Source organism: Sunxiuqinia sp., from assembly GCF_055140945.1.
This window is the reverse complement of the sequence record NZ_JBSQYS010000007.1, coordinates 64,915-80,146: the sequence shown is the minus strand read 5'-3', so window position 1 is coordinate 80,146 and position 15,232 is coordinate 64,915. Positions and strand designations below refer to the sequence as shown.

Below are 15,232 nucleotides of genomic sequence, written 5' to 3'. Positions count from 1 at the left end.
ATTTAGTTTTTATTGAAATTTAAATCTGTTGAAAGCGTAAAACGGAAGTTTCGCCCAGGCATGGCATAATATAATTGATTCTGATAGTTTTTATTCAATAGATTATTGACTGCAAAACTCAATTGAAAAACCTCATCCAGCACATTCATTTTATAACCAAACCCCATATTTATAAGTACATAGTCATCCAATACAGTTCCATCTGGAAATCTGGCACTTCCACTATGATCAGCCAAACGCTCTCCGGTATAGGAGGCATCGGCAAAAGCTGACCACTTTCCATGTTTACCCATTAGGTACACATTTCCAGTATGTTTAGGCACATAAATCAGCTGTTGATCTACCAACGTGGCAATCAGGTCTTCTTTAACAGTTGTTGGATTAAAACTGTAGTTTATCCTAAAATTGAATGAAGTTTTATTCAAGAAAATATCGCTGTTCGACTGAAACTCAATTCCTTTGCTAATAACTCGAGAACGATTTTCAGCTTCCCAATCAATGGTTCCCGGGCGCCATTCGATCCAATCGTTCACATCCATGTAAAATCCATTCAGTTTCACATCGGTTTGAAAGTCATCGGAACAATATAGATATTGCAGACCTGCTTCATAGTTAATTCCGTCTTCAGGATTCAAGTCTGGATTTCCCTGGGTTCCCCAAAACCGGTCATTAAAAGTTGGAACCCGGTAACTACGAGCAATATTTCCATTCAATTTAAAAACTGAAAATTCATAGACAAATAACCGATATTCGGCTCCAATAGCGGGGGTAAATGGGGCTTCAAAATTGGTAACAAACTGTTGTCGAAGATTGAGTGTAAACTTTAGCTTATTCCAAACCGAGTAAAAACCCATTAAGTATAAATCGACGTGCTGCTCCTTGTCGATCACATCCGATGAATAAGAATAGACATCAGGTTTAATGTATTTATACTTAAGTCCCAATTTATATCCTGCCTTTTGACTAAAATCTTTGTTCGCTTCTAGTTCAGCAATCAGCCGATTAGTCGCTATCTTTTGATTTTTAGCACCGCCCGAAACTTGATTGTCGTAGACATAGCCAATACCGGCTTTGTAATTTATTATCTGTTTGCGATTTTCGTACTCGGACCAGAATCGAATGTGTTTATTATCCAAGGTACTCGGGCTTGCAGTGTTAACCTGCCCCATAACCAACTGAACCTGATGCCAGTCGTGCTCCATCCAAAGGGCAGATTTCAGCCACTCTTTTTCACTAAAGCGATAATTCAATTCTTGAATCACTCCCATGTTTTCAATCACTGCCCCACGCTGGGTATAACGTTTGTTATCATCTGGATTTGTAAACGGAAAATCATTCTTCCTTTTGAAATAATAAGCTCGCGAAACTGACTCAAACTTGCCATTTCCGAGATACACTTTAGTACCGTACAGCTGTTCGCCAAATGATCCTGCGGCTACTGTTACTTTTATCCGTCCTCCATTGGTCCAGTTGTTTTTTAGGCCAAGATATAAGGCTCCTCCAATAGAACCCGATCCATTCACTGCCGAAGAAGAACCATATTGCAAGTCAACACCATCAAACAGATAGATTGGAACCGACGACATATTGGTTTGCCCTAAAGTAAGCGAATTGATATTAATTCCCCCGAAGTTCACGGAAGTATGATCGGGAGCAGTTCCACGAATGCGAATAGTCGATAAACCTCCCGCATTGGATTTGAGATAAATTGGGCTAAAACGCATCAGTAGCTGATCGAGCCCTGCTGCCTGGGCAATTTCCAACTGTTCGGTTGAGATCGTTTCAACCTTAGTTCCTGCCTGATACTTTCTGAAAGGTGCATATGAATTCACTTCCTCCAGCAAAATAGTATCGGAGATACTTTGATGTTGCGCAAACACACCACACACACTAAGAGCCAATAGCCCTGATAAAATAAACCTTCTCATTTCTAATTTAGTAGAATGAGCTTAGGATAAGATTGTGAAAAATATGCGATTATTATTCACTAGCTTTTTTCCCGAAGCTTTTGTTAATACTCAAAACAGATTTTGGCAGGTCTTCTGGCTCACCTTACTTTCTGAGGCCTTCCCACCCCGATAAACGAGATAGTGGCTGGAGTTTCAGAAAGCGTTATTAAGGCTTACAGCTGCGGGTACAGCTCCGGATTCTAACCGGATTCCCATTTTGATCCTGATCGCGGAACGATCGTTGGAACCAAATCCGTGACAAATGTAGAAATAATTTTGGTTGGGAAAAGGCAATTTGAAAAAATCAATAGCTAAAATTAATTCGCAGTCCGGCCAATAAATGTTCATCCTGATCTGCAAATAAGGGATCAATCCATTGCAAATGAGGCGAAATAAAAACCCACTGATTAAACTGGTTGCTGATGTACAATTCGGCTAATTTTTCCTGTTCTTCCTGTGCAAATGGTTTGGTTTCTCCAAAAGCTAAACCAACTTTAAACTCACGATTCAGGAATAACTGTTTAAACCCAACTCCGGCACTCCAGGCCTGTTCAATGCCAAACCAATCGGAAAGTCTTTTTTCGTTTTTTGCATAGCGCCCAAAGACCGTAAACCGGCCTGCAATCAGTTCATCAAAAGAGAGCCCAAATCCTCGGCTATGGCCTGCTGCCGGATGTTCGAAACCATAAAACCGAAAATTGGCTTCCCAGCCTGTTTGTGGAAAAAGCTTGAAGCCGGTCTCTGCAATCTTAAAATGATCACGCATCAAATCGTCACCCGAATTATCCAGGCTACTCAAGGCTAATTGTAGGTAAAAGCGATTGACAAACGAAGTTCGGAAACGAATACCCGGAGCATTTATTGGGGCAGGCAAGGCAGCGCTGTTGACAAATGCGCCACTTAAGAATTGAGATGTTTCGTCGTTAGCATGTAGGTTATTGTCGAAGTAGTTCGTCACATCAATTTTTCCAACATTGATTGTAAATATGTCTTTCAATGCCCGAAACTCGGCCCAGGCTTCCAGCACCACCAATTGGTCGATCCCTTCCGAACTTTGTGTTGATCCCGCATCAGCATTTAATCCGCTTAAATTCGGAATTAATTGATCCGGCCCATCACCACCGATGGCTTCGAGATCGAAAAACAAAATCGTATGTTGCCCAAAGCTTGTGAACGCAAAAATGTCAAACGAACCAACGGCCTGGTAATTCGCATGCGACTGCGGTTCTACTTGAAAACTAGCGGTTGCCACTCCGTTGAACTGAAGCTGACCATCCCGCTTCGTAAGTACCTTTAACAACTCATCTACCTGTTTGCGTTTCGATCGCTGAGCTTCGGGGATATCGGCACCTTCTTCGGCGTCAAACAACCCAAAAAACTGGTTGACTAATGTCGTATCTCCTTCTTCTTGCTCAGCTTTCACATTTGGTATCGCATAGGTATTCACCGATGTCAGTGAAGTTAATAGGAAAGAAAATAAAAATAATCGCATACACCTTCGTTTGCAATTGAAACAGTTGATCATGCAATTTTGATCATTGCTTGGATTTCTTCATCATCTTTTCGCTCACCAAAAAGATAACCGGTTTATTGGAGTAGGGGTTTGTGCGAGTGATTACCGGCGTGTTGTAAACTTTTTCAATCGTATCAAAAGTCAGCACTTCCTCTGGTGTGCCTTGAGTGAATAGTTGTCCTTCTTTGAACAGAATCAATTGATCGCAATATTCCGAAGCCAGGTTGAGATCATGAATCACCATCAGAACGGTCAGTCCCATTTCCTGATTCAACCGATGCAGCAGATCCAAAATGCGCACCTGATGCGTGATGTCCAAATGCGAAGTTGGCTCATCCAACAGGAGCAGTTCGGGCTCTTGTGTTAAAGCTCGGGCAATAGCTGCCCGTTGCTGCTCGCCTCCACTCAATTCAGTTATCAGTTTGTCTTTATGCTTCAGCACATCGGTAAGCTGCATGTAATTGCGTGCCTTTTCTAAATCGTCTTTCGATTCGAAAAACTGAAAACGGTTCTGATACGGCATGCGGCCCATCAACACATAGTCCTCCACACTCATTTGATCGAGATCAACAAACTGACTAACGATGGCGATGTTTTGGGCTCGCTCTTTTAGCGAAAGCTTTTGGAGGTTTTTCCCTTTCAGATAAACCGAGCCTTCCAAGGTTGCAATAGAACTGGTTACTCCCCGAAACAAGGTGGTTTTACCCGACCCATTGGGCCCAATGATCCCACTGAACGACCCTTTCTCCAGGCTCAAGCTAATTCCACTCAGCTTAAATGAGGGATAGCCGCATGAAAAATTATCGATATGGAAAAAGGATTCGCTCATGCTAGCTTTTCTTTCGGTTCTGACTCATTAACAACAAGAAAACCACGCCGCCAATAATTCCGGTAATCACACCAATTGGCAACTCATTGGGTGAAATAATGGTACGGGCAACGACATCTGACAGCACCAGAAAGATGCCGCCAAGTAAAAATGATCCGACCAACAGAAACCGGTAATCGGAGCCAAACAGCAGACGCAATACATGTGGAATAATTAAGCCCACAAAGCCAATGACACCCGCTACCGACACACAAATACCCGCCAGCAACGAAGCCATTACAAACAACACCCGAATGACCACATTGGTATTAAATCCCAGGTGCATGGCTTTTTCTTCGCCCAAACGAAGGGCATTTAGCGGTTGTACAAACAGGTAGGAAATAACCAATACCAGCAGGCTGGCAAACAAGGTCAGTTTGATCAATCCGGTATCCGGCTCATCCAACGAACCCATAATCCAAAAAACGATGCCATGCAAATTGTCGGAGCTGGTCGTTGCCATTAAAAACATCATTGCGGATGAAGCTATAAAACTAACCATTACTCCGGTCAGCAGCATATTTTGGATGTTGATATTCCCATTGCGTGAACTCAGTGTGTACACCAAAAAGATAATGACAAAAGCACCAACAAAACCAGATAGTGGTAGCATGAATGAGCCCAATGAAATGTGCAAGCCAAACACAATGGTAAAAGCCACACCCAAGGACGCACCGCCGGAAATCCCCAACGTAAAAGGCTCCACCAACGGGTTGCGATAAATTCCCTGTAGAATGACTCCCGCCAGACTCAATGCTCCGCCAACAGCTATCCCAAGGATTACACGAGGCAACCTGATTTTGGAGATCAGCATGTATTCCATACTTCCGTCGTCAGCCCCTTTAGCCAGCAAACGAAAAACATCCATCAAACCAAGCTTCAACTCACCAACCGATAAGCCAATGCCAGCTGAAACCAGCAGAATAACCAGCATTGCAGCCAACGCGATGGTCCATTTTATATATTTTGTTTGAGCAAGCAATGTTTATTCTATTTCGTTCATCAGGTACATAAGTCCGGAATTTCCACTTTGTACTTACGCACTTCTTTTAAAATTCGATCCCTTTCCGACTGGGAATTCCCTCATCAAAAGGATGTTTTATCTTGTTAATTTCTGACACATAATTGGCCTTTTCAATCAATCCGGGAGTTACACCACGCCCAGTCAACACCAACTCCATTGTTTCCGGTTTCGAATCGATAAAGTTAATCAGATCCTGCTCATCCAAAAATCCATCGCGAACACAAATGATGATTTCATCCAGAATCATCAGGTCGAATGCTGACGACTGACAAAGCCCTGTTAAAAATACCAAGGCCTCAGCAACCTGCTCCTTCAGCTGTTCGGGAGTCACTTCTTTGTTGAAGTTCGGATGTCCATCGGTAAAGCCAAGTACGGTTGCGCCTAACTTTTTCAGACTGTCAATTTCGTGATAGCCATACAACTCAGGTCGTTTCATAAAATGTGCATAAACCACTTTTAATCCCTGCCCCAATGCTCGTGTCGCCAATCCTACCGAAGCCGTTGTTTTGCCCTTGCCGGTGCCAGTATAAATATGTACTAGTCCTCGTTTCATTACTTGTAAATTAAGGTGATGATTTCATCCAGTGCCTCAACAAAAGATAAGGGTGTTGGGCTACAGGTTTTATCGGCATTCACTACAAAAACCTGTTTTTTCTTTACTGCGCTTAATGAGCTAAACTCCTCCCAACGATCCTTTTCTTCAGCTCCCAGCGAGCCCATCAGCACCACAATAATCACATCAGGATTGCGCACCAAAACAGTTTCGCGATTAATACTGCCAACCGTCATATCCGAAGCGATATTCTCCGTTCCCGAAAAGCGCACAAAGTCATTCATAAAGGTATTCGGAACAACACCAAACAGCGGGTTGGCTCCAATTTGGATGAAAATTTTCTGTTTGTACTGACCCGCAGGAACTTTTGCCTGAATCGTTTTCATCCGACTCTTGGCATTGGTAATGATTTCTTCTGCCAACGATTTCTTCCCAATTGTTGCACCCAACTCAATAAACTGATCGCAAATTTCACTAAACGACTTTGGGGTTGGAAATTCAAGCACTTTAACCCCCAGCTTTCGGAAGGTGTCAATTGTTTTTGGCTTGGTCAGCGATGTGGTGATTACCATATCTGGTTTTAGCATGACTGCCTTTTCGTAATTTACCTGAACAGCCGATGCTACCACCTCGGCATCGGTTCCACTTTGTAAGGTGCAATAGCTGGTACAGCCAACCAACAGGTCTTCAGCATCCAATAGATACAGGTTTTTGGTGAGCGACGGTGCCAATGAAATAATGCGCTGAGGTGTCTGCGCCGAAACGCTGAAAACCACCAAAATAAATAACAGGGAACTTAGTATTCTTTTTTTCATTTGTGTGCTAGTTTAATTCCAGAAACCAATGTTTATCTTTAAAATACACCTCACCTTTTTCATAGGCGACCGGGTGTTTAAAAACCGGTCCATTGACAACAAAACTGTGAAATTCTCCATTTTCAGCACAAATATCAATGCCATCCAGTTGTTGTAAATCGTTAACCATTTCGTGGTTGAAGGTGCGGCCTAAAAAATTCTGTTCCAGATGATCGGCATGAACAGAGACGACCAGCGGTTCAAACCCAGCATCGACCAATTCAGTAGCCAGCAGATCGGTCGAATCGCCCCATAGCGGGAAGATGGCTTGAATACCCATCTCCGAACAAACACGTTCAATCCAGCTGCGGTGTTCCATCAGGTAGATGTCGCCAAATACTCCGGCTTCAAGGCCTTCTTTTTTCAACTCTGCAATCGCAAGTTTAAAGTCTCTTTCGGACTCGCCACGGCTGGTACCTCTCTGAACCAGACGAACATTCATCGCTTCGGCTTGTCGCTGAAGCAGCTCTTTTTTCAGTCCATGCGACCTTGAAAAATTGGTGTCGCGATCACACATGTTAAGTAAAGCAAGCAAACGGTGTTCACCATTTTGAAGTGTGCGGTGTAAGGCTAACATACAATCCTTACCCCCACTCCATGAGAAAAATACATTCATTACAGCTAATTATTTAGCCTCAGAGAAATTGAATTGGCAGGAACAGCGTTCCCGACGATCTTTTTTTCCCGAAGATCCGGTTAAACAAACTGTTGCTGGCAGGTCTTCTGGCTCACCTCCCTTTTTGATGCCTTCCCGTCCGTCAATAGCAGACAGTGGCTGCGGTTCAAAAAGATTTTGCAAGGCTTACAGCAGCGGGGACTGCTCCGGATTTACACCGGATTCCCTTATTAAGGCACTTCCCGATAATCGGAAAGCTAACCACCACAACAACGCAAAAGTAAAAAATTATTTGGCAACAGTACAATTTGAATTAAAGCGCTTAAAATGAATTGACCATCTCCCAAAAATTGGAAGGAATAGTTCTATAGAGTGAGTATTTTCGTGGGATTCAGAAGTTTTAAAGATGAGGAAAGCTGGTTAAAATGTTATTTTTGTAATTGACAAAAAACAATAACAACACAAACAAGCAGCTTTATGACGAAAGTATTAACAAAACAGGTACAGAACAAAATGAGCAGCTATTTTTCTAAACTATCAGGTCATCTTTATAAACCGGAACTTCGCTGTGTGAGGGAATCTGTCAAAAAGATCGGATCCTCGCGCACCAAAGAAGGCTCTTCAAACCCTTTATAAGGTAATCACTTTATCAGCCGCTTTCTGCAATTCAATAATATCCATCATGGTACCCGCAATACCGACTTCCATTTTGTCCAAAAGTCCAAAATGATTTAAGCAGGTTTTGCACGCCAATAATTTTACACCACGCATTTCCAATAACTGAAGCTGTTCAACAACGGGAGAGTCAGAACAGATAAGCTTCACTCCTTCATTGTAAAACACCATTACCTTGGGCAAAACCTCTTCTTCGTTTAATAGGGTGAGGTAATTCTTAACCAGCAAAAGTCCTAGTTCAGCACCGCCTGACCCCATACCCCACTTGGTAAACTGAAGTAATATATTTTTAAATGTTTTCATCCGTTTTTGAGCAAAGGTATGTGCTCATCCACGATTTTCAAGCCATTACATAATCTTTTTGCGTTCGGGTTTTAAATCTTTCACCCATTGATTGACGATGTATTCATTTTTGTGCATCCATTCGCGCACGCCATCTTCCGGATCTGCTTCACTATTCATATAATAGATGAGACTGTTGATTTGCTGTTCAGAAAGCTGCATACGTTCGAAAAAGCGCACCACATGAGGTAATCGCTCCTCGAGCCCGCTGGTTCCGATCGCATAGATATTCTCCTGAATACCGAATACCGACCGCGGATCATTCAGAAAGCGCACCTCGAAACGATCAAACAACCAATGAGGCTCCCACCCCGTAATGACTATCTCTTCGCGGCGCTTAAAAGCCTCCGCAAATTGATCTGTCATTTCCTGCTCCGACAAGTCTTTCAGCTCAACACCCTCCAGTTCATATTGCTCAATCGCGTGGCGTGCCTGAGCCATGATACCAGCTCCGGAATCAATTCCAATGATTGATACGCTAGTACCTTTCAAATCATTAATCGATTGGTATTGGCTATAGTCCGGAACAACCAGACCTGTTCGGGCATGCGGATAAATAATTCCCAGCATTTCAATCTTTCCGGTATACGTTTCCAGATAGCCACGATGAGTTTCGGGTAACCAGGCATCGGCAAACACATCGGATTTTCCACTGGCCACTTCTGCATAGGCTTCTTCCACGTCTGTGAGTTTCGCTTCAACCTCGATATCCATCTGTTCTTCAAGTAAAATTTTCGCCAGGTTCGTTAAAGCCACCGCTTCCGACCAGTCAGTATAAACCAGTTTTACTGTCAGGTCTTCACTCTTTTGATTGCCTGATTGCGAAGTACAAGCAGCCAACATTAACAACACACAGCATGCGATAAGACTATTCTTTGTTTTACGGATCATACATTTGGTTTTTTTCGGTTAATCAAATAAAGCTTCCAGAAATCCAAGAGTTTGCTTACGATCCTTCACGATCAGTACGGGGATATTTTTTTCTACCTCTGCCAATTCTTCCGACGTTCGGTCAAGAATCACGTTGGCCAGTTCCGACTTAATTTTGGATCCGATCATAATCAGGTCAGCATGATTTTTCAAGCCATAGTGATAAAGCAACTGCGCCTCCTGGTAATTCCGGTCATACAGAAATGCACAGGGAATGGCTTTCGGATCGAGCTTCAGTTTTTTCATGAATTTTTCGTATTCTTTCTCACTATGTTTAGTCATTTTTTGCTGCAGGCGCTTTTCGTCATCGTGTGAATACTGTGGAAAATGGCTGATTGGAATTCTGTAGGCATGAAGCGCAATTAACTGTGCCCCGGTATATTCAGAAAGCTGAATAGCTGTCTTCATAGCAATTTCCGACATCTTGGAAAAATCGATCCGCACCAGAATCTTCTCAATCTTGGGAAACACTGTTTCACTGACCAGTATTATCGACGAAGGCGTTAAAGGCATCACCCGGCGAGGCAAAGCACCTGACCCCTGATAACCCACTTTTTTTCCAAACACTGTGAGGTTGATTTTGTGCTCGCGGGTAAATTGCAGCAAGGTGTCCGATTTGATGCCTTCTTCTACCACCACCTCTGTTTCAATACTTTCTTGATGCGAAAAATTCTTGGCTACGTTTTCCTCCAATTCTTCCTGTAACACCTTGCTGATTGGCCGTTTCAGATCAGGAAATTCACTCAAAATTTCTGCTGGCAAATCGTAATTTTGCAACAAGTGAAGGAAATATATCTTTTTTGCGTCGGTTTGTTCAACCAGGTAACTGGCATAGCTGATCAAGAAATCATCCATTTCCGTCAGGTCCATGCAAACCATAATGTTATCTAATTTATCCATTGTATTTTGTTTTATGGTGAACTTTATTTCGATTCTCTTTTTTTCAGAATGTCAGCAACAATCTTCTGATAATCCTTATGCTCCCGTTCCCGCACTCGCTCCATCATTTCAAGATGCTCGCCACGCAGCCCTTTTAGTAAACTCCAGGCAATAATAATGAGAATGATGGCAAAAGGTAAGCCTGTTGTAATAGCAGCTGTTTGCAATGCTTGCAATCCTCCGCCCAACAACAACACAGCAGCAATAGCTCCTTCGGTTAGCGCCCAAAATATGCGTTGAGCTACCGGTGCATCCAACTTTCCTCCCGCCGTCAAGCTGTCGACAACCAGAGAACCGGAGTCGGAACTGGTAACAAAAAAGCTGGTCACCAGAATGACTCCCACCAATGAGGTCACCGATGAAATCGGAAATTGCTCCAAAAGCACGTACAGCGAAGTTGCCACATTTTCTTTTGCAGCTCCGGCAATATCGGCAAGCCCGTTTAGTTCCAAAAACATGGCACTTCCACCAAAAGCTGACAACCATAAAAAGGTCAGCAAGGTGGGTACAATGAGAACGCCTAGTACAAATTCTTTTAAGCTACGACCACGCGAAATACGGGCAATAAACATCCCTACAAAGGGCGACCAGCTCACCCACCACGCCCAGTAGAAAACGGTCCAACTATTTTGCCAATCTGACTGCTGATAGGTTTCCGTCCAAAAGCTTAGCTCAAAAAAGTTTTGTACGTAACTTCCAAGGTTTTGCACAAACGAGTCGACGATGAATAAAGTTGGTCCGACAATAATGATGAATACCAGAAATAATCCTGCCAATACAATATTAATTTCACTCAGGCGCTTCACCCCGGAGCTCAAGCCCGCAACAACCGAACCTGTTGCAGCAAGCGTAATCAGCGTAATTAAAATCACCTGGGTGTTGATGGTATCAGGCAGGTTGAACAGGTGAGCCAATCCGGCACTCACTTGTTGAACTCCCATTCCGAGTGAGGTGGCTAATCCGAATAAGGTAGCAACTACCGCCATCACATTGATGATTTTACCAATCGGTCCGTTTACTCTTTTACCAAGCAGCGGATAAAAAACGGAGCTAATGGTGAGTGGCAATCCGCGATTAAAGGTAAAGAAAGCCAAGGCCATTCCTACTAAAGCATAAATTCCCCAGGCATGCAGTCCCCAATGCAAAAAGGTCAATTCCATGGCCGTACGGGCAGCCTCAACGGTTTGGTCTTCTGAAGTAGGAGAATTGATAAAATGATTCATGGGTTCACCCACACTCCAGAACAAAATACCAATACCCATTCCGGCACTGAATAGCATAGCGAACCAGGCTCCTTTGGAAAACTCAGGCTTGGCTTGTCGACCACCCAGTTTAATTTTACCGTACTTGCTAAAAGCAATGTAGAGCACAAATACCAGAAAGAAATTTACAGCCAACACAAAAAACCAACCACCGCCCTCCGAGATTGAATTTTGAATCGTACTAAAGATTTCTGCCATCGGTTCTCCTACAATTAGAGTAACAGCAATAAAGAGAACAACGACAATAGCCGATGGCCAAAAAACAGGGCCGTCAACATCAAAATATTTTTTGGTGGATTTTAACTCAGGATTGATCTCGTACTCTTCTTCTTTTTCTGCCATGTTGAAGTTTTTAAATTTACGTTATCAGAAGATCGTTTCTCTTTGGATTAACCGTTAAGATAGGAAAATTGAAGGGCTATTACAAAAATGATTTAAAATCAACAACCTTAAACACTAGTTAACAAATAGTTGCCAAGCAAATGGTAAAGCTAACTTAAACTAAAAAATCAATCTTTTCTGTACGTTTTAATCATATCATTCACGTAACCGGTGACGATTTCCTGCAATTCCAATGGAAATTCCACCTGGGCATGGCTCCCGGTATTCAGCATCCAAATAGCAAATCCACGCAAATCGCTGTTTGAAAATTGCATGCGAACCCGATCTCCTAAATCTTCTTCGGCAAGAAATCCATACCAGTATTTCGACTCATCAATCAACTTTTGCCTGGACTTGGAAACTAACAGCGTAATATTAGCTTCGGATGTGATCATAGCATTTTGCGCCATGTACTGACTAATGCTTACGTGTTGTTTCCCTTTGAAGTTTTCTGAAGTCAATCGCAAGTCTGCAATACGGTCGAGCCGAAAGTCGCGGTAGTCTTTTCGCAACTGGCACCAGGCCAGCAAATGCCAGCGCGAGCTGTAATTGCACAAGCCAATGGGTTCTACTCTGCGCAAAACCGCTTCTTCGGCATGCTTCGATTCATACTTAATTTGAAGCACTTGCTTATTTACCAGTGCTTGCTGAATCTCGTTCAGATAAAGTAAACGAAAACGGTCGCCCATCGAATGGTAATTATAAACTTCCACGTGCTCGTGCAGTTTCTCAAGGTAATCCTTTTCCGAAGGCTTCAGAATAGCCTTTACCTTGTATAGCGCTGAGCAGAAATCTGACTTAATCTTTTCATCACTCATTTTCCCAACCAGCTTTTCGCCAAACAACAAGGCAGAAGCTTCATCGCTGGTAAACATGACCGGAGGCAAATGATAACTCTCCTGTAAAAAGTACCCCACTCCGGCTTCGGCTCCAATAGGAACACCCGCTTCCTCCAACGCACGAATATCGCGATACACGGTTCGCAAGCTAATCTCAAAGCGGCCAGCAATTTCCTGCGCCTTTACAACACGCTTGCTTTGCAGCTGAATCAATATGGCATTGAGACGATCGGTGCGGTTCATGGTTCAATAAGTACAAAGTTCATAAGTTCGAAGTACACGAGTGCAAAATAGTAAAAAGCTTCAAGATACAAGGAAATGGCAAAGACTACTTGCCCGCCTGAGGCTTGAAGCTTGCAACTTATAGCTTCTATTTTTTAATGGCCATCCGTTTCTCATCAATCATTAAATGGATGAACGATTTGCGCCCATTTTCCCGGATGAATTCGATGGAGGCCTTGCGATCGGAGCGAAAGAAAAGCTCGAAAAATGAGGAGATAAAATTGTTAAACTTCTTGCACTCGCGTGGATTGGTTGTGGTGCAATCGGCACAGGAATCATAGCCATTTTCCATACAGCAAGCGCGGACTTTACACCAACTTGCCTTTTCATTGGCTTCGCAACCACCGCATTTGTTACTCATATACTTTTTGCAGTTTCCGCAATACAGCCCGCATTTGGAAACCAACTGAAGATTGGCTTGTGATAAAGTGTTCATGTCTCGTGGATTTAAAAGTTGCACTAAGTTACAAAAACAAAACCGCCATTACGAGAAGGTATGACGAAGCAATCTGTTGATAATCATTTCTACAGATTGCTTCGTTTCACTCGCAAAGACGGTTCATCGACTAAACAATTCTCATTGAATAATCACCTGAATTTCCGTTACATTATTGGCTTCATTTTCAAAATCGCAGGCATGATACACTTCCCTACTTGCTCCGGCTGGAACAATTCCTTTGCGACTCATCTCACCAAAAACCTGATTATAAGTGTTGCCCAATTTATACCAACTACCTTTATGGATTTCGGAAATGCAGTTGATTTCAGGAAGCTCTACAAAACGAAACTTGCCCGCATTTCCCTTCGCTCCATTTACCGGCAAACAGATATCCATGTTAAATCGGGTATCCGGTTTTCCGTCTACGCCAACATACTGCCAAACCGGGGGTGCAGTAATTTCAAGTCCCAATTCACGAGCTTTCGATTCAATTTCCGTTGGAATTTCTCCCGCATCACTCATAAGTGTTGCTAGTGTTGTTGTCGTTGAATACATCAGTACAGTTTGCTTTTCGATCGTTTTTTTCTCCATGGCATTTGAGGATTGATTAATAAAAAGAAACGAGAAGTAGAATACGAATAGACACTTGTCGTTTCATGATTTCTGAAAATTATTCATGTTTACTTCCACAAAGAAAACGGCAGCAAGTGACAACAGTATGTCAGCAGGGTTTTACAAAATGAAGAAAACCCAGTATATCAATATTGGTCGAAAGGTTATTCCCATTAGTCGCAGCTACAAAAAGGAAGTGCTGGAGAACCTGGAAAATAGCTAGCCATGCATCCCATAATTCCTAAAGTGATGCTGAAACGCCTGCATCACTTTTTGAGTAAACTTACCCGGTTTGCCATCCGCAATCGTACGGTCATCAATCGTTGTAACAGGCATGATGTGCTTGGTGGTGCTTGCCAAAAACACTTCATCCGCTGTCAACAGTGTCTCAATGGGGAGTTCAGTTTCCTTAAAAGGAATACCTTGTTCCTTCAGCAGTTCAATCACCACACGGCGGGTAACACCATCCAATACATTTTTTGAGGGTGTAATAACGTTGCCATTTTTAACGGCAAACACATTGCCGCGCGAAGTTTCCTGCACGGTTTCTCCATTGTGAAATAAGATATCGGTCACCCGTTGATCGGTTTGCTCATTCATCCAATACTGCCCGGCTAAATAGTTGGTCGATTTTGCTTCCGGTAGAAAACGATGATATTGTTTCATCACCAAACGAACCCCATCAGTATAAAATGAAGTTGGATAATCCGGCATTTGAGTTGGGAAAACATAGAGTGCCGCCTGGCAAATTCCGTCGAATTTTACTTCATGAGGTAAAACAAACAGCTTTACAAAACTACTAGTCAGCTTATTTCGTTCAATTAATTCATCTAATATCCATTTCAATTGATCATCAAACTTGGTGGTCAACTTTAATATTGCCATTGTTTTTAAAAAACGCTTGAGATGTCGATCACCATAAAAAGGCTTCCCGTTAATCACCTCTAAAAACTCAAAAGCGCCATAGCTGCGATTAATCGAAAGACTCGTAATGGGAATACTGATTTCTGCTAACTCTCTAAAAACACCGTTATCAAATCCAATCATAATTTTTAAAATTTACTGCACCCCAAATTACAACGCTTTTTTGACGGTTCCAACAGAAATGAAAATAGCAGTCACTCTCTCGATCTATGTTTAACAATATCTTTCTG

General features: G+C 42.6%; 16 protein-coding genes and 2 riboswitches. Of the genes, 1 reads left to right on the top strand and 15 read right to left on the bottom strand.

Annotated elements, in window-relative coordinates:
* Positions 1-2 precede the first annotated feature (2 nt).
* The 14 genes from ACTB00_RS04600 to ACTB00_RS04535 all read right to left on the bottom strand — a co-directional run bounded on the left by ACTB00_RS04600 (position 3) and on the right by ACTB00_RS04535 (position 14,057).
* A complete protein-coding gene (locus tag ACTB00_RS04600; protein ID WP_463298769.1) occupies positions 3-1,928 on the bottom strand; it encodes a TonB-dependent receptor in 1,926 nt (641 codons plus the stop codon).
* A gap of 86 nt (positions 1,929-2,014) precedes the next feature.
* Positions 2,015-2,216: riboswitch (cobalamin riboswitch) on the bottom strand.
* Positions 2,217-2,253: 37 nt separating this feature from the next.
* On the bottom strand, positions 2,254-3,441 hold the full coding sequence (locus tag ACTB00_RS04595; protein ID WP_463298768.1) for a hypothetical protein: 1,188 nt from the start codon (positions 3,439-3,441) through the stop codon (positions 2,254-2,256).
* 43 nt (positions 3,442-3,484) lie between these two features.
* Positions 3,485-4,291, bottom strand: a complete 807-nt coding sequence (locus ACTB00_RS04590; protein ID WP_463298767.1) for an ABC transporter ATP-binding protein — start codon at positions 4,289-4,291, stop codon at positions 3,485-3,487.
* Between the two features lies 1 nt (position 4,292).
* Complete coding sequence (locus ACTB00_RS04585) at positions 4,293-5,312, bottom strand: FecCD family ABC transporter permease (RefSeq protein ID WP_463298766.1); 1,020 nt, start codon at positions 5,310-5,312, stop codon at positions 4,293-4,295.
* A gap of 67 nt (positions 5,313-5,379) precedes the next feature.
* Positions 5,380-5,907, bottom strand: a complete 528-nt coding sequence (locus ACTB00_RS04580) for a cob(I)yrinic acid a,c-diamide adenosyltransferase (RefSeq protein ID WP_463298765.1) — start codon at positions 5,905-5,907, stop codon at positions 5,380-5,382.
* Positions 5,907-6,722: an ABC transporter substrate-binding protein gene (locus tag ACTB00_RS04575; protein ID WP_463298764.1), complete on the bottom strand. Its 816-nt coding sequence runs from the start codon at positions 6,720-6,722 to the stop codon at positions 5,907-5,909. The genes ACTB00_RS04580 and ACTB00_RS04575 overlap by 1 nt, the downstream gene beginning before the upstream one ends.
* A gap of 7 nt (positions 6,723-6,729) precedes the next feature.
* A complete protein-coding gene (locus ACTB00_RS04570) occupies positions 6,730-7,377 on the bottom strand; it encodes a Dph6-related ATP pyrophosphatase (RefSeq protein WP_463298763.1) in 648 nt (215 codons plus the stop codon).
* A gap of 80 nt (positions 7,378-7,457) precedes the next feature.
* Positions 7,458-7,658: riboswitch (cobalamin riboswitch) on the bottom strand.
* 349 nt (positions 7,659-8,007) lie between these two features.
* Positions 8,008-8,355, bottom strand: a complete 348-nt coding sequence (locus tag ACTB00_RS04565) for a DsrE family protein (protein ID WP_463298762.1) — start codon at positions 8,353-8,355, stop codon at positions 8,008-8,010.
* Between the two features lie 45 nt (positions 8,356-8,400).
* Entirely contained in the window at positions 8,401-9,285 is an 885-nt protein-coding gene (locus tag ACTB00_RS04560) for a glycine betaine ABC transporter substrate-binding protein (RefSeq protein ID WP_463298761.1), read from the bottom strand.
* A gap of 18 nt (positions 9,286-9,303) precedes the next feature.
* Entirely contained in the window at positions 9,304-10,224 is a 921-nt protein-coding gene (locus ACTB00_RS04555; protein ID WP_463298760.1) for a universal stress protein, read from the bottom strand.
* Positions 10,225-10,247: 23 nt separating this feature from the next.
* Positions 10,248-11,867: a BCCT family transporter gene (locus tag ACTB00_RS04550; protein WP_463298759.1), complete on the bottom strand. Its 1,620-nt coding sequence runs from the start codon at positions 11,865-11,867 to the stop codon at positions 10,248-10,250.
* Between the two features lie 167 nt (positions 11,868-12,034).
* Positions 12,035-12,988, bottom strand: coding sequence for a helix-turn-helix transcriptional regulator (locus ACTB00_RS04545; RefSeq protein ID WP_463298758.1), 954 nt, complete (start codon positions 12,986-12,988; stop codon positions 12,035-12,037).
* 127 nt (positions 12,989-13,115) lie between these two features.
* The gene (locus ACTB00_RS04540; RefSeq protein WP_463298757.1) at positions 13,116-13,463 is read right to left on the bottom strand and encodes a DUF3795 domain-containing protein; all 348 of its coding nucleotides are present in this window, start codon (positions 13,461-13,463) and stop codon (positions 13,116-13,118) included.
* 141 nt (positions 13,464-13,604) lie between these two features.
* Positions 13,605-14,057: a GyrI-like domain-containing protein gene (locus tag ACTB00_RS04535; RefSeq protein WP_463298756.1), complete on the bottom strand. Its 453-nt coding sequence runs from the start codon at positions 14,055-14,057 to the stop codon at positions 13,605-13,607.
* An 85-nt stretch (positions 14,058-14,142) separates the two neighbouring features.
* On the opposite strand from ACTB00_RS04535, the gene ACTB00_RS04530 reads away from it, so the two are divergent.
* Positions 14,143-14,301, top strand: a complete 159-nt coding sequence (locus ACTB00_RS04530; RefSeq protein ID WP_463298755.1) for a hypothetical protein — start codon at positions 14,143-14,145, stop codon at positions 14,299-14,301.
* Here the strand turns inward: ACTB00_RS04530 and ACTB00_RS04525 are convergent.
* Positions 14,298-15,125 carry an aminotransferase class IV gene (locus ACTB00_RS04525; RefSeq protein ID WP_463298754.1) on the bottom strand — a complete coding sequence of 276 codons (828 nt, stop codon included), beginning with the start codon at positions 15,123-15,125 and terminating at the stop codon, positions 14,298-14,300. The genes ACTB00_RS04530 and ACTB00_RS04525 overlap by 4 nt on opposite strands.
* Between the last annotated feature and the right edge of the window lie 107 nt (positions 15,126-15,232).

Excerpts from the sequence above, each read along its gene's own strand:
- ACTB00_RS04600 (WP_463298769.1), bottom strand. The coding sequence starts at position 1,928 with ATGAGAAGGTTTATTTTATCAGGGCTATTGGCTCTTAGTGTGTGTGGT.
- ACTB00_RS04595 (WP_463298768.1), bottom strand. The coding sequence starts at position 3,441 with ATGCGATTATTTTTATTTTCTTTCCTATTAACTTCACTGACATCGGTG.
- ACTB00_RS04590 (WP_463298767.1), bottom strand. The coding sequence starts at position 4,291 with ATGAGCGAATCCTTTTTCCATATCGATAATTTTTCATGCGGCTATCCC.
- ACTB00_RS04580 (WP_463298765.1), bottom strand. The coding sequence starts at position 5,907 with ATGAAACGAGGACTAGTACATATTTATACTGGCACCGGCAAGGGCAAA.
- ACTB00_RS04575 (WP_463298764.1), bottom strand. The coding sequence starts at position 6,722 with ATGAAAAAAAGAATACTAAGTTCCCTGTTATTTATTTTGGTGGTTTTC.
- ACTB00_RS04570 (WP_463298763.1), bottom strand. The coding sequence starts at position 7,377 with ATGAATGTATTTTTCTCATGGAGTGGGGGTAAGGATTGTATGTTAGCC.
- ACTB00_RS04565 (WP_463298762.1), bottom strand. The coding sequence starts at position 8,355 with ATGAAAACATTTAAAAATATATTACTTCAGTTTACCAAGTGGGGTATG.
- ACTB00_RS04560 (WP_463298761.1), bottom strand. The coding sequence starts at position 9,285 with ATGATCCGTAAAACAAAGAATAGTCTTATCGCATGCTGTGTGTTGTTA.
- ACTB00_RS04555 (WP_463298760.1), bottom strand. The coding sequence starts at position 10,224 with ATGGATAAATTAGATAACATTATGGTTTGCATGGACCTGACGGAAATG.
- ACTB00_RS04550 (WP_463298759.1), bottom strand. The coding sequence starts at position 11,867 with ATGGCAGAAAAAGAAGAAGAGTACGAGATCAATCCTGAGTTAAAATCC.
- ACTB00_RS04545 (WP_463298758.1), bottom strand. The coding sequence starts at position 12,988 with ATGAACCGCACCGATCGTCTCAATGCCATATTGATTCAGCTGCAAAGC.
- ACTB00_RS04540 (WP_463298757.1), bottom strand. The coding sequence starts at position 13,463 with ATGAACACTTTATCACAAGCCAATCTTCAGTTGGTTTCCAAATGCGGG.
- ACTB00_RS04535 (WP_463298756.1), bottom strand. The coding sequence starts at position 14,057 with ATGGAGAAAAAAACGATCGAAAAGCAAACTGTACTGATGTATTCAACG.
- ACTB00_RS04530 (WP_463298755.1), top strand. The coding sequence starts at position 14,143 with ATGTTTACTTCCACAAAGAAAACGGCAGCAAGTGACAACAGTATGTCA.
- ACTB00_RS04525 (WP_463298754.1), bottom strand. The coding sequence starts at position 15,125 with ATGATTGGATTTGATAACGGTGTTTTTAGAGAGTTAGCAGAAATCAGT.